The following is a 12,283-nucleotide window of genomic DNA, read 5'->3' as shown; positions in this document are numbered from 1 at the left end:
CGCGCCCGTGAGTCTCCGGAGCAGACCTTGTGCAGGTCTGCATGGCGAGTCCGTGCACGTTTAATGGAGGCGTACGGGGACGCCCGGGCCACGTACCCTCTTCTGTTGTGCCGAACGCCAAGGAAGACAACCTCAGTGCCCCGAGTCGGGTGCAGGACCGCGCGGTGAACGAACCGCTTGAGGTCGCACCTGTCGCCGACGACCTCGCCCGCCGCTTCCAGGAGGCCGGGTTCTCACTCGCCCTGGTCGGTGGTTCGGTCCGGGACGCACTGCTCGGCCGGCTCGGCAACGACCTGGACTTCACGACCGAGGCCCGCCCCCAGGACGTTCTGAAGATCGTTCGGCCGTGGGCGGACGCGGTGTGGGAGGTCGGGATCGCCTTCGGCACTGTGGGGGCGCAGAAGGACGGCTTCCAGATCGAGGTGACCACTTACCGGTCCGAGGCGTACGACCGCACCTCGCGCAAGCCCGAGGTGTCGTACGGCGACTCCATCGAGGAGGACCTCGTCCGGCGTGACTTCACCGTGAACGCGATGGCCATCGCTCTCCCGGAGAGGAAGTTCATCGACCCGCACGGTGGCCTCGACGACCTTGCGGCGCGGGTGCTGCGGACGCCGGGCACTCCGGAAGCGTCCTTCTCGGACGACCCGCTGCGGATGATGCGGGCCGCACGCTTCGCGGCGCAGCTCGACTTCGAGGTGGCGCCCGAGGTGGTCACCGCGATGACGGAGATGTCCGGGCGCCTGGAGATCGTTTCCGCCGAGCGGATCAGGGACGAGCTGAACAAGCTCATCCTGTCCGCCCATCCGCGCAAGGGCCTGACGCTGCTGGTCGACACGGGGCTTGCCGAGCACGTGCTGCCGGAGCTTCCCGCCCTGCGACTGGAGAGCGATGAGCATCACCGGCACAAGGACGTCTACGAGCACACGCTGATCGTCCTGGAGCAGGCCATCGCGCTGGAGAAGGAAGGGCCCGACCTGACCCTCCGCCTGTCCGCCCTCCTCCACGACATCGGCAAGCCGCGCACCCGCCGTTTCGAGAAGGACGGCCGGGTCTCGTTCCACCACCACGAAGTGGTCGGAGCGAAGATGACCAAGAAGCGGATGACGGCGCTCAAGTACTCCAACGAGCTGGTGAAGGACGTCTCGCGGCTCGTTGAACTCCATCTGCGCTTCCACGGATACGGCACCGGGGAGTGGACGGACTCGGCGGTTCGCCGCTATGTGCGGGACGCGGGCCCGCTGCTCGACCGGCTCCACAAGCTGACCCGCTCGGACTGCACGACCAGGAACAAGCGCAAGGCAGCCGCGTTGTCGCGTGCCTATGACGGTCTGGAGGAGCGGATCTCTCAGCTTCAGGAGCAGGAGGAGCTGGATTCGATCAGGCCCGACCTCGACGGGAACCAGATCATGGAGATCCTCGGCGTGGCACCCGGCCCCGCGGTGGGCCACGCGTACAAGCACATGCTGGAGCTTCGTCTGGAGAACGGGCCGATGGAGCACGATGAAGCAGTGGCCGCGCTCAAGGAGTGGTGGGCCGCGCAGAACTGAGGCCGTGAAACGGGGTCATGTTTCACGTGAAACATGACCCTGAGCGCATCGAGGGGCGGTGTTTCACGTGAAACATCGCTCCCTCATCGTTCCGTCGCCATCTGGCGTTCCTTCGTCATCGCCACAGCGATCGTTGCGTAGAGAACGGCGACCATGACCACCAGGGTCGCCGAGCGGCCGTCCGGTGGCAGGATCAGGGCGGCTACGGCCGCGGCGCCCACGAAGGCGATGTTGAACAGCACGTCGTAGACGGAGAAGATCCGGCCCCGGAATCCGTCCTCGACGGAGGACTGCACGATCGTGTCTGTGGCGATCTTCGCGCCCTGGGTGATCAAGCCCAGCACGAACGCCGCGATGAGCATGGGGGCGGTGGCGAAGGGGAGCCCGAGGGCGGGCTCCAGTACTGCCGCGGTTGCCGCGCACACGACCATCCAGCGCTCCGGTCCGAGTTTTCCCGCGGCCCAGGGGGTGACGACCGCGGCGACGAAGAAGCCGGCACCGGAGATTCCCAACGCCAGGCCCAAGAGGGCGAGTCCGTCGTCCGGATCGGATGTCAGGGCGTACCGGCAGAGCATCAGCACCATGACGAGCAGAGCGCCGTAACAGAACCGCATGACCGACATCGCGGCGAGCGCGCGGGCGGCCGACCGACGTGTGGGGGCGGCCAGATGACGGACACCGGCGGTCAGATCACGAGCCGTTCCAGCGAGGGCAGTGCCGAGGCGAGGCTGCACCAACTCGCGATCGGGGCCCAGTAGTTCCGGTGACATGCGCAGTGCGGCGAGCGCACCGCACAAGTACAGCCCCGCTCCCAGCAGCACCACGGCCGCGTCGGAGTCGGCGACCAGTAGGCGTACGACGAAGGCGAGGCCGCCGCCCGCGGCCGCGGCGAGCGTTCCGGCCGTCGGGGAAAGGGAGTTGGCGATCACCAGCCGTTCCTCGTCCACCACGCGGGGCAGTGCCGCGGACAGACCGGACAGGATGAAGCGGTTGACGGCGGTGACACACAGGGCGGAGACGTAGAAGAGCCAGTCCGGGACGTGGCCGATCATCAGGACGGCCGTCGCCGATGCCAGCAGGGCGCGCACGAGATTGCCGTAGAGGAAGACCTGGCGGCGGCGCCAGCGGTCCAGGAGGACGCCGGCGAAAGGACCGACCAAGGAGTAAGGGAGCAGCAGGACCGCCATCGCGGAGGCGATCGCGGTGGCAGAGGTCTGCTTCTCCGGGGAGAACACGACGTAGGCGGCGAGCGCGATCTGGTAGACGCCGTCCGCGCCCTGGGAGAGCAGGCGCACGGTGAGCAGACGTCGGAAGTCTCGGAAACGGAGAAGGGCACGCAGATCGCGGACGACGGACATGGGGCACAGCCTCACATACGGCGAAAGTCCCCGGGCGATACAGCCCGGGGACCCTCTGTAGCCCTGGCAGGAGCGTTTTGAGTGAGCCTTAGCGCTCGACTTCACCCTTGATGAACTTCTCGACGTTCTCGCGGGCCTCGTCGTCGAAGTACTGGACCGGCGGAGACTTCATGAAGTAGCTGGAGGCCGACAGGATCGGGCCGCCGATGCCGCGGTCCTTGGCGATCTTCGCGGCGCGTACGGCGTCGATGATGACACCCGCGGAGTTCGGGGAGTCCCAGACCTCCAGCTTGTACTCCAGGCTCAGCGGCACGTCGCCGAAGGCGCGACCCTCGAGGCGGACGTAGGCCCACTTGCGGTCGTCGAGCCACTGCACGTAGTCCGACGGGCCGATGTGGACGTTCTTCGCGCCGAGATCCCGGTCGGGGATCTGAGAGGTCACGGCCTGCGTCTTGGAGATCTTCTTGGACTCGAGGCGCTCACGCTCGAGCATGTTCTTGAAGTCCATGTTGCCGCCGACGTTCAGCTGCATCGTGCGGTCCAGGACGACACCGCGGTCCTCGAACAGCTTCGCCATGACGCGGTGCGTGATGGTCGCGCCGACCTGGGACTTGATGTCGTCACCGACAATCGGGACGCCCGCCTCGGTGAACTTGTCCGCCCACTCCTTGGTGCCGGCGATGAAGACCGGGAGGGCGTTGACGAAGGCGACCTTGGCGTCGATGGCGCACTGGGCGTAGAACTTCGCCGCGTCCTCGGAGCCGACGGGCAGGTAGCAGACGAGGACGTCGACCTGCTTGTCCTTGAGGACCTGGATGATGTCGACCGGGGCTTCGGCGGACTCCTCGATGGTCTCGCGGTAGTACTTGCCGAGACCGTCGAGCGTGTGACCGCGCTGGACGGTCACACCGGTGTTCGGCACGTCGCAGATCTTGATGGTGTTGTTCTCGGAGGCGCCGATGGCGTCGGCGAGGTCGAGACCGACCTTCTTCGCGTCGACGTCGAACGCCGCGACGAACTCGACGTCACGAACGTGGTAGTCGCCGAACTGGACGTGCATCAGCCCGGGGACCTTCGACGCCGGGTCGGCGTCCTTGTAGTACTCGACTCCCTGAACCAGCGACGCGGCGCAGTTGCCCACGCCGACGACGGCTACGCGAACCGAACCCATTCCGGTTGCTCCCTGTGTGTACGAGTGAGGCCCTGGCAGGGACCTCACGTGGCGGTGTCGCCGGGCGTATCCGACCCGGGGGTGTCCCCGGGCCGGGGCAGGACGCCCGGCGCTCCCTCTGTGGTGTCGCGAGTGGGTTCTCCATGGCCCGGACCCTTCAGGTCCCGGCCGGCCCGCTCGCTCTCGATGAGCTCGTTCAGCCAGCGCACTTCGCGCTCCACGGACTCCATCCCGTGGCGCTGGAGCTCAAGTGTGTAGTCGTCGAGGCGCTCCCGGGTGCGTGCCAACGAGGCACTCATCTTCTCCAGGCGCTCCTCCAGCCGGCTGCGACGGCCTTCGAGGACTCGCATGCGGACGTCGCGCGAGGTCTGCCCGAAGAAGGCGAAACGAGCGGCGAAGTGCTCGTCCTCGTACGCGTCGGGACCCGTCTGCGAAAGCAGCTCCTCGAAGTGCTCCTTACCTTCCGCCGTCAACCGGTAGACGATCTTGGCGCGACGCCCTGCGAGTGGTGCGGCGAGGGCGTCCTCGTGGGTGTTCCCCGGTTCCTCGATCAACCAGCCGTTGGTGACCAGCGTCTTGAGGCAGGGGTAGAGCGTGCCGTAGCTGAACGCCCGGAACACGCCCAGTGACGTATTGAGACGTTTGCGCAGCTCATAGCCATGCATCGGGGACTCACGGAGCAGGCCGAGTACGGCGAATTCGAGGATCCCGGAACGCCGGCTCATCGTCGCCTCCTCGTCGTTGTGTCGCACCGATGTATCGACTCGATACATCAAGACGATAGAACGCTCTTCCGGAAGCGACAAGTGGGGAGACGGTGAACGGGATCACATCAATGTTTCATGCGAACCAAGTTGCCTGATTTGGGGTGAACTTCGGGGCACGGCTGGTTTTGACGGTGCGTAGTCTGTGCGGCATGCACACCACCGGGAACCGAGCGACGCCTGGGGAGCGTTGCTGTCCCGGTGCGGTACGGATGAATGCGGAACCGACCGCATCCGTACTTCGGGGGGACCGGAAACCAGCCGCCGTTTCCAGGCGCGCAAAGGTGCGCCTGCCCGAGGAGTAGTCGTTCGATGAGCGAGCACCGTCGCAAACCGCCGCAGCCGCAGGGAGGCGGACGTGCCGCGGCCCGACGCGGCCAGTCCGGCTCGTCCTCCGGCCGCCGCGCGGCTCCGCGAGGCGCCACCGGGTCTCTTGCCGACTCCTATGGGACGAGCTCCCAGGAGTCGGCTTCTTACGGTCCGGAGGGCGAGGAACGTCAGTACGGCAGCCGTGCCGAGGCCCGCCGGGCGGCCCAGAGAAGTACGGGCGGTGGTCGCCGCAGAGGGGCGGAGCCTGCTCGCGGAAGCGGCCGCCGGCCGCCGGGCGGCCGGGGACGGGCGGGCGACCCCGGCAAGAAGCGGCTGATCGACTATCCCCGCGCCGGCAAGTACGGCGTGGCGCGCTGGGTGCCGTCCTGGAAGCTGGTGACCGGTCTGTTCATCGGCTTCATCGGAAGCCTGGTCGCAGTCGCAGGTGTCGGTTACGCGCTCGTGAGTATCCCGAACGTGGCCGAGACCGCGACGGCGCAGAACAACGTCTACTACTGGTCCGACGACACCGAGATGGTCTCCACGGGTGGTGAGACCAACCGACAGATCGTCAACCTCGCGCAGATCCCGAAGGCGATGCAGTACGCCGTCGTCTCGCAGGAGAACAAGACCTTCTACACCGACAGCGGCATCGACCCCAAGGGCATCGCCCGCGCCGTGTTCAACATGGCCAGGGGCGGCAACACGCAGGGTGGTTCCACCATCACCCAGCAGTACGTCAAGAACGCGCGCCTGAACGACCAGTCCCAGACCGTCACGCGCAAGTTCAAGGAGATCTTCATCTCCATCAAGGTGGGCGCCACGGTCAACAAGGACACGATCATGGAGGGATATCTCAACTCCGCGTACTACGGGCGCAACGCCTACGGCATTCAGGCGGCCGCGCGCGCGTACTTCAACAAGCAGGCCAAGGATCTGGATCCGGGCGAGTGCGCCTTCCTGGCCGCCATGCTGAAGGGCGCCACGTATTACGACCCGGCGGGCGCGACGTCCATCGACCCGGTGAACGCCTCACCCGAGGCCAACAGCAAGCGAGCCCTGCGCCAGATGCAGGACACCCTCGACAAGATGGTCGAATACGGTCACCTCAGCGCCACCGAGCGGGCCAGGCACACCACGCTTCCCAAGGTGCAAAACCCCCGGTCCAACACCCAGCTGAAGGGACAGACCGGCTATCTGGTCGACCTCGCCAAGGCCTACCTGATCAACAACAAGATCATCAGCGCCGACCAGCTCCAGCGGGGCGGCTACTCGATCTACACGACCTTCGACAAGAAGAAGGTCAACGAGCTCGAGGCGGCGGTCAAGAAGGTCCGCGAGGAGAACATCGATCCCAAGAAGCGCCCTGACAAGGACACCTACGTCCAGTTCGGCGGGGCTTCCGTGGAGCCGGCCACCGGGGCGATCCGGGCCTGCTACGGCGGCGAGGACGCGACCACCCACTTCACCAACAACTGCGACTCGACCGGTGCCCAGGTCGGTTCGACGTTCAAGACGTTCGTGCTCGCCGCGGCGATGAAGTGGGGCGTGCGCGATCCGGATCTCGGCGAGAGCCAGGCGCAGGACGAGCGCACCGTCGTCAACGCGAAGAGCCTGTTCAGCGGCAAGAACGACCTCAAGATCAAGAACTACGACCGTTCGATCTGGAAGAACGAGGAGGACAAGGAATGGCTCCAGGAGAACGACGGCAAGCAGTCCTACGGCTCTCCGCCCAAGTACCAGATCGATCTTCGTGAGGCGATGCGGGAGTCCGTGAACTCCGCCTTCGTGCAGCTCGGCATGGACGTCGGCCTGGACAAGGTGAAGGAATCGGCCATGGACGCGGGCCTCAAGGAAGACAGCCTGGCCGGCACCAACTTCCCGTCCTTCTCCATCGGTATCTCCGACCCCAGCGCGATCCGTATGGCGGGCGCATACGCCACCTTCGCGGCCAGCGGCAAGCAGAACGAGCCGTACTCCGTCGAAAGGGTCACGAGCAAGGACGGTGACGTCTTCAACCACAAGGCGAAGCCCGAGCAGGCTTTCGAGAAGAAGGTCGCCGACAACGTCACCGACGTCCTCAAGACCGTGGTCGAAAAGGGCACCGGCACCAACGCCCAGCTGACCGGCCGTGAGGTGGCCGGCAAGACCGGTACCACCGACGGCAACAAGTCCGCCTGGTTCGTCGGGTACACCCCTCAGCTGTCCACGGCGATCACGATGTTCCGGCTCGACGACGACGAGACCAAGAAGAACCGCACGTTCCTCGAGATGTACGGAACGGGTGGCCAGGAGAAGATCCACGGTGCGTCGTTCCCGTCCGAGATCTGGCACGACTACATGGAGCAGGCGCTGAAGGGCCAGAAGGCGATCGACTTCCCGACGCCGGAGCCGATCGGTGAGATCGTCAACGAGGAGCCGAGCCCGACGCCCACTCCGACGCCCAGTGAGACCGAGTCGCCCACCCCGACTCCGACCCCGACGCCCAGCCTGACGTTTCCCTCACCGACGCCCACGGCCTCGGAGAGCTGCCGGTTCGACTGGCAGTGCGGCGACACGGGCGGTACGGACAACGGCGGCACCGACGGAGGCGTGAGCTCGACCCCCACCGCCACATCGACGGATCCCAATGGCGGCAACACCAACGGGAACGGCAACGGCAACGGCAATGGGGGCCTCTTCGGCGGCCCAGGTGGTTAGGCGCCACGTGCCCCATTGAGGGTGTTTCACGTGAAACATGGGCCGTCGCACCCACCAGGTGCGGCGGCCCTCGGCGTACTCCCAGCCTCGTACGGCAGGATGGGCCGCATGCCCAGTGCTGAATCGACGCCAGCGAGCGTGCACGACTCGGACCCAGTGCGTCCGACCAAGGACGACGAGGTCTCCAGGAACGGCAGCGAGTTCATCGGCGGCCCTCTCGGGCGGCGCGCCCTGCTGGGGACCTCCTGGTGGACGCCCGTCCGGGTCATCGCGCTCGTGGCCATCGGCGTGTTCGCGCTCGGCCTGGTCCAGAAGGCGCCCTGCTACAACGGCGGCTGGTTCTTCGGTGCCAGCACCCAGTACACCCACGCCTGCTACTCGGACATCCCGCATCTGTACCAGGGACGCGGATTCGCCGACGGACTCGTCCCGTACTTCGACAAGCTCCCCGGCGACATGCAGTACCTCGAATACCCGGTGCTGACCGGCGTGTTCATGGAGGTCGCCGCCTGGCTCACGCCCGGGAGCGGCAGCATCCAGGACCAGGAACAGTGGTACTGGATGGTCAACGCCGGAATGCTGATGGTCTGCGCGGCCGTCATCGTCGTCTGCGTGAGCCGCACCCACGCCCGGCGCCCCTGGGACGGTCTGCTGGTCGCCCTGGCGCCCGCCTTCGCGTTGACCGCCACCATCAACTGGGACCTGCTGGCGGTCGCTCTGACGGCCTCCGCGATGCTGATGTGGGCGCGGGGCCGCTCGCTCGCCTTCGGCGTCCTCCTGGGGCTCGCCACGGCCGCCAAGCTCTATCCGGTCTTCCTGCTCGGGCCGCTGTTCGTGCTGTGCTGGCGGGCGGGCAAGTGGCGGGACTTCGGCAAGGCGTTCGGCGGCGCGGTCGTCTCCTGGCTCGTGGTGAACCTGCCGGTGATGTACTTCGCCTTCGACGGCTGGTCGAAGTTCTACACGTTCAGCCAGGAGCGGGGCGTGGACTTCGGTTCCTTCTGGCTGATCATGGCCCAGAAGTCCTCCGACCCGTTCAGTACCGAGACCGTCAACACGCTCGCCACGCTGCTGGTGCTGCTGTGCTGCGCCGGCATCGCGGCGCTGGCCCTGACCGCTCCGCGCAGGCCGCGTTTCGCCCAACTGGCGTTCCTGATCGTCGCCGCGTTCATCCTCACCAACAAGGTCTACTCACCGCAGTACGTCCTGTGGTTGGTGCCGCTGGCCGTGCTGGCCCGGCCGAAATGGCGGGACTTCCTCATCTGGCAGGCGTGCGAGGTGGCGTACTTCCTGGGGATCTGGCTGTACCTCGCGTACACGACCAGCGGCAACGCCCACAAGGGGCTGCCGACCGACGGTTACCACTGGGCCATCGGACTGCACCTGCTGGGCACGGCCTACCTGTGCGCGATGGTCGTGCGCGACATCCTGATGCCGGAACGGGACGTGGTGCGTCGGGCCGGCGACGACGATCCCTCGGGCGGTGTGCTCGACCGAGCCGAGGACGTCTTCGTACTGGGCCCCGCCGCCCATCCGCCGCGGCACGCGGCCCACTTCGACGGGCCACCGGTGGAGTGGGGCAGCGATCGTCGGCCCGACGGTTCGCTCTGAGCGAACAGCGCCTGTACGGCGTACGCCGGTTGGGCCACACGTGTGAAAGGCCGTACACGGACATTCCCGTGTACGGCCTTTTCGTCAGCGGTGCTGAAGGACCTCAGCGGTCGACGATCCGGTCGAACTGCGTGGTGGTGTGCCGCAGATGGGCCACCAGTTCCTCGCCGACCTTCGGCTCCGGGGCGTCCGAGGGCACGAACAGAATGGAGACCTGCATGTGCGGCGGTTCGGCGAACCAGCGCTGCTTGCCGCCCCAGACGAACGGAGAAAGGTTCCGGTTGACCGTCGCCAGGCCGGCCCGTGCGACCCCCTTGGCGCGCGGCATGACGCCGTGCAGGGCCTTCGGGGCCTCCAGGCCCACACCGTGCGACGTACCGCCCGCCACGACCACCAGGAAGCCGTCCGAGGCCGCCTTCTGCTGCCGGTAGCCGAAACGGTCCCCCTTGGAGACGCGGGTGACGTCCAGGACGGCGCCGCGGTACTCGGTGGAGTCGTGGTCCCCGAGCCACAGCCGGGTCCCGATGCGGGCGCGGAAGCGGGTCTGCGGGAACTGCTGCTGCAGCCGGGCGAGGTCCTCGGCCTTGAGGTGGCTGACGAACAGGGTGTGCAGCGGCAACCGGGCCGCGCGCAGCCGGTCCATCCAGCCGATGACCTCCTCGACGGCGTCCGAGCCGTCGGTGCGGTCCAGCGGCAGGTGGATCGCGAAGCCCTCGAGGCGGACGTTCTCTATGGCGGCGTGCAGCTGCGGCAGGTCCTGCTCGCTGATGCCGTGCCGCTTCATCGAGGACATCACCTCGATGACCACGCGGGCGCCCACCAGGCCGTAGACGCCGTCGATGGACGACACCGAGCGGATCACCCGGTCGGGCAGGGGCACGGGCTCCTCGCCGCGGCGGTAGGGCGTCAGTACCAGCAGGTCACCGCCGAACCAGTCCTTGATCCGCGCGGCCTCGTAGGTCGTGCCGACGGCGAGGACGTCCGAGCCCAGCCGGGTGGCCTCCTCCGCCAGCCGCTCGTGCCCGAAGCCGTAGCCGTTGCCCTTGCAGACCGGGACGAGCCCCGGGAACTGCTCCTGCACGTGCTTGTGATGCGCCCGCCAGCGCGCAGTGTCGACGTAGAGCGTGAGCGCCATGGCCGGACCCGGAACCTTTCTAGTGGCTGCGGTGTATCAGAGGTATGCGAGCTATTGAAGCGAAGAGCGCGGCGTCAGCGACGCGACATGTAGATGTCGAGGGCCTTGTGGAGCAGCTTGTTGAGCGGGAAGTCCCACTCGCCGAGGTATTCGGCCGCCTGGCCGCCCGTGCCCACCTTGAACTGGATCAGACCGAAGAGGTGGTCGGTCTCGTCCAGCGAGTCGGAGATGCCCCGCAGGTCGTAGACGGTCGCGCCGAGCGCATAGGCATCCCGCAGCATCCGCCACTGCATCGCGTTCGAAGGCCGGACCTCGCGGCCGATGTTGTCGGAGGCGCCATAGGAGTACCAGACGTGACCGCCCACGATCAGCATGGTCGCCGCCGACAGGTTCACGCCCTCGTGCCGGGCGAAGTACAGCCGCATCCGGTTGGGGTCCTCGGAGTTGAGGGCCGTCCACATGCGCTGGAAGTACGACAGCGGGCGGGGCCGGAAGTGGTCGCGCACCGCCGTGATCTCGTACAGCCGCTGCCATTCCTCGAGGTCCTGGTAACCGCCCTGGACGACCTCGACGCCGGCCTTCTCGGCCTTCTTGATGTTGCGTCGCCACAGCTGGTTGAAGTTCTTGTGGACCTCTTCCAGGGAGCGGTTCGCGAGCGGCACCTGGTAGACGTAGCGGGGCTGCACGTCACCGAAGCCGGCTCCCCCGTCCTCGCCCTGCTGCCAGCCCATGCGGCGCAGCTTGTCGGCGACCTCGAAGGCGCGCGGCTCGATGAAGTCGGCCTCGATGTCGCGCAGGCGCTTCACGTCCGGGTTCTGGATGCCGGCCTTGATCGAGGTGGCCTCCCAGCGCCGGATGATCACCGGCGGGCCCATCTTCACGGAGAACGCGCCCTGGTGCTTGAGGTGCGCCAGCATCGGTTCCAGCCACTCGGTCAGATTCGGCGCGAACCAGTTGATGACCGGGCCTTCAGGCAGATAGGCGAGGTAGCGCTTGATCTTGGGCAGCTGCCGGTAGAGGACGAGGCCGGCGCCGACCAGCTCGCCGCCCTTGTCGAACCATCCGAGGCTCTCCGATCGCCACTCCGCCTTGACGTCAGCCCAGGCCGGGACCTGCATGTGGCTCGCCGACGGCAGGCTCTGGATGTATGCCAGATGCTGCTCGCGACTGATCGTCCTCAGGGTCAGGCTCATTCGGGGCGCTCCTCGGGCTGGTGTGTCCCCATGGGTACAGGGGCTCCGGCTCTCGCGCCGAAGCCTACTGCGCCTCGCGAGCGCCCCGACTGGGCGTACGGAACCTGCGTCCCGGCTCGTGGGCCGCCGGGACGTTCCGCGATGCTTTGGGTGGTGTTGAGCGGACAGTGCCCGTGGCGTCAGTTGATGACCCCACCGAAGAGACCGCCGTGCGCCATGCCGAGGAAGAAGCCGACCGCTGCGGCGCCGAGACCGAGGATCAGTCCGAAGCGCTCTCGGGTCGTCTCCGAGACCCACTGGCCGTACGCACCGGTGAGGATGCCGACCAGGCCGGTCCAGGAGCTGAGCAGGTGCAGGTTGTGGAACATCGCCGAGACGAAAGCCGTGATGCCCAGCACCAGGGTCACCGCGAGCAGTGTGTCCTGGAGGGGGTGGGACTTTCCGTCCGTGGCAAAAAGGCCTCCGGCGGTGTTGGGTCGCATTGCCTGTGCCATA

9 protein-coding genes are annotated in these 12,283 nt (G+C 67.0%); 3 read left to right on the top strand and 6 right to left on the bottom strand.

Translation table 11 applies throughout. From position 1 onward, the window contains the following. Positions 1-107: 107 nt before the first annotated feature. Positions 108-1,550: a CCA tRNA nucleotidyltransferase gene (locus ABZT02_RS26540; protein ID WP_356021468.1), complete on the top strand. Its 1,443-nt coding sequence runs from the start codon at positions 108-110 to the stop codon at positions 1,548-1,550. A gap of 83 nt (positions 1,551-1,633) precedes the next feature. On the opposite strand, the gene ABZT02_RS26535 is transcribed toward ABZT02_RS26540, so the two are convergent. The 3 genes from ABZT02_RS26535 to ABZT02_RS26525 form a co-directional block, all read right to left on the bottom strand. Beyond that, positions 1,634-2,908 carry an MFS transporter gene (locus ABZT02_RS26535; RefSeq protein ID WP_356021466.1) on the bottom strand — a complete coding sequence of 425 codons (1,275 nt, stop codon included), beginning with the start codon at positions 2,906-2,908 and terminating at the stop codon, positions 1,634-1,636. A gap of 88 nt (positions 2,909-2,996) precedes the next feature. Next, positions 2,997-4,079 (bottom strand): inositol-3-phosphate synthase, encoded by a 1,083-nt coding sequence (locus ABZT02_RS26530; protein WP_356021464.1) that lies wholly within the window; start codon positions 4,077-4,079, stop codon positions 2,997-2,999. Between the two features lie 44 nt (positions 4,080-4,123). Continuing rightward, positions 4,124-4,804, bottom strand: a complete 681-nt coding sequence (locus ABZT02_RS26525; RefSeq protein ID WP_356021462.1) for a PadR family transcriptional regulator — start codon at positions 4,802-4,804, stop codon at positions 4,124-4,126. Between the two features lie 351 nt (positions 4,805-5,155). On the opposite strand from ABZT02_RS26525, the gene ABZT02_RS26520 reads away from it, so the two are divergent. Together ABZT02_RS26520 and ABZT02_RS26515 are read left to right on the top strand one after the other, a co-directional pair. Next, positions 5,156-7,852, top strand: coding sequence for a transglycosylase domain-containing protein (locus tag ABZT02_RS26520; RefSeq protein ID WP_356021460.1), 2,697 nt, complete (start codon positions 5,156-5,158; stop codon positions 7,850-7,852). A gap of 108 nt (positions 7,853-7,960) precedes the next feature. Continuing rightward, positions 7,961-9,460, top strand: coding sequence for a glycosyltransferase 87 family protein (locus ABZT02_RS26515; protein ID WP_356021458.1), 1,500 nt, complete (start codon positions 7,961-7,963; stop codon positions 9,458-9,460). 103 nt (positions 9,461-9,563) lie between these two features. Here ABZT02_RS26515 and ABZT02_RS26510 read toward each other — a convergent pair whose 3' ends face one another. The 3 genes from ABZT02_RS26510 to ABZT02_RS26500 all read right to left on the bottom strand — a co-directional run bounded on the left by ABZT02_RS26510 (position 9,564) and on the right by ABZT02_RS26500 (position 12,282). Then, positions 9,564-10,595 carry an alanine racemase gene (locus ABZT02_RS26510; RefSeq protein WP_355748755.1) on the bottom strand — a complete coding sequence of 344 codons (1,032 nt, stop codon included), beginning with the start codon at positions 10,593-10,595 and terminating at the stop codon, positions 9,564-9,566. A 74-nt stretch (positions 10,596-10,669) separates the two neighbouring features. Beyond that, the gene (gene femX / locus ABZT02_RS26505; RefSeq protein WP_356021456.1) at positions 10,670-11,788 is read right to left on the bottom strand and encodes a peptidoglycan bridge formation glycyltransferase FemX; all 1,119 of its coding nucleotides are present in this window, start codon (positions 11,786-11,788) and stop codon (positions 10,670-10,672) included. A 179-nt stretch (positions 11,789-11,967) separates the two neighbouring features. Next, positions 11,968-12,282 carry a hypothetical protein gene (locus ABZT02_RS26500; protein ID WP_352387166.1) on the bottom strand — a complete coding sequence of 105 codons (315 nt, stop codon included), beginning with the start codon at positions 12,280-12,282 and terminating at the stop codon, positions 11,968-11,970. Position 12,283: the final 1 nt, after the last annotated feature.

The organism is Streptomyces sp. NPDC005402, from assembly GCF_040606575.1.
Taxonomy (GTDB): Bacteria; Actinomycetota; Actinomycetes; order Streptomycetales; family Streptomycetaceae; genus Streptomyces.
Note: the sequence above shows the minus strand (reverse complement) of the source record. Positions and strands in the feature narration are given on the sequence as shown.

What these genes read in the sequence shown, in the direction of transcription:
- ABZT02_RS26535 (WP_356021466.1), bottom strand. Translation starts at nt 2,908, where the DNA reads ATGTCCGTCGTCCGCGATCTGCGTGCCCTTCTCCGTTTCCGAGACTTC.
- ABZT02_RS26530 (WP_356021464.1), bottom strand. Translation starts at nt 4,079, where the DNA reads ATGGGTTCGGTTCGCGTAGCCGTCGTCGGCGTGGGCAACTGCGCCGCG.
- ABZT02_RS26525 (WP_356021462.1), bottom strand. Translation starts at nt 4,804, where the DNA reads ATGAGCCGGCGTTCCGGGATCCTCGAATTCGCCGTACTCGGCCTGCTC.
- ABZT02_RS26520 (WP_356021460.1), top strand. Translation starts at nt 5,156, where the DNA reads ATGAGCGAGCACCGTCGCAAACCGCCGCAGCCGCAGGGAGGCGGACGT.
- ABZT02_RS26515 (WP_356021458.1), top strand. Translation starts at nt 7,961, where the DNA reads ATGCCCAGTGCTGAATCGACGCCAGCGAGCGTGCACGACTCGGACCCA.
- ABZT02_RS26510 (WP_355748755.1), bottom strand. Translation starts at nt 10,595, where the DNA reads ATGGCGCTCACGCTCTACGTCGACACTGCGCGCTGGCGGGCGCATCAC.
- femX (WP_356021456.1), bottom strand. Translation starts at nt 11,788, where the DNA reads ATGAGCCTGACCCTGAGGACGATCAGTCGCGAGCAGCATCTGGCATAC.
- ABZT02_RS26500 (WP_352387166.1), bottom strand. Translation starts at nt 12,282, where the DNA reads ATGGCACAGGCAATGCGACCCAACACCGCCGGAGGCCTTTTTGCCACG.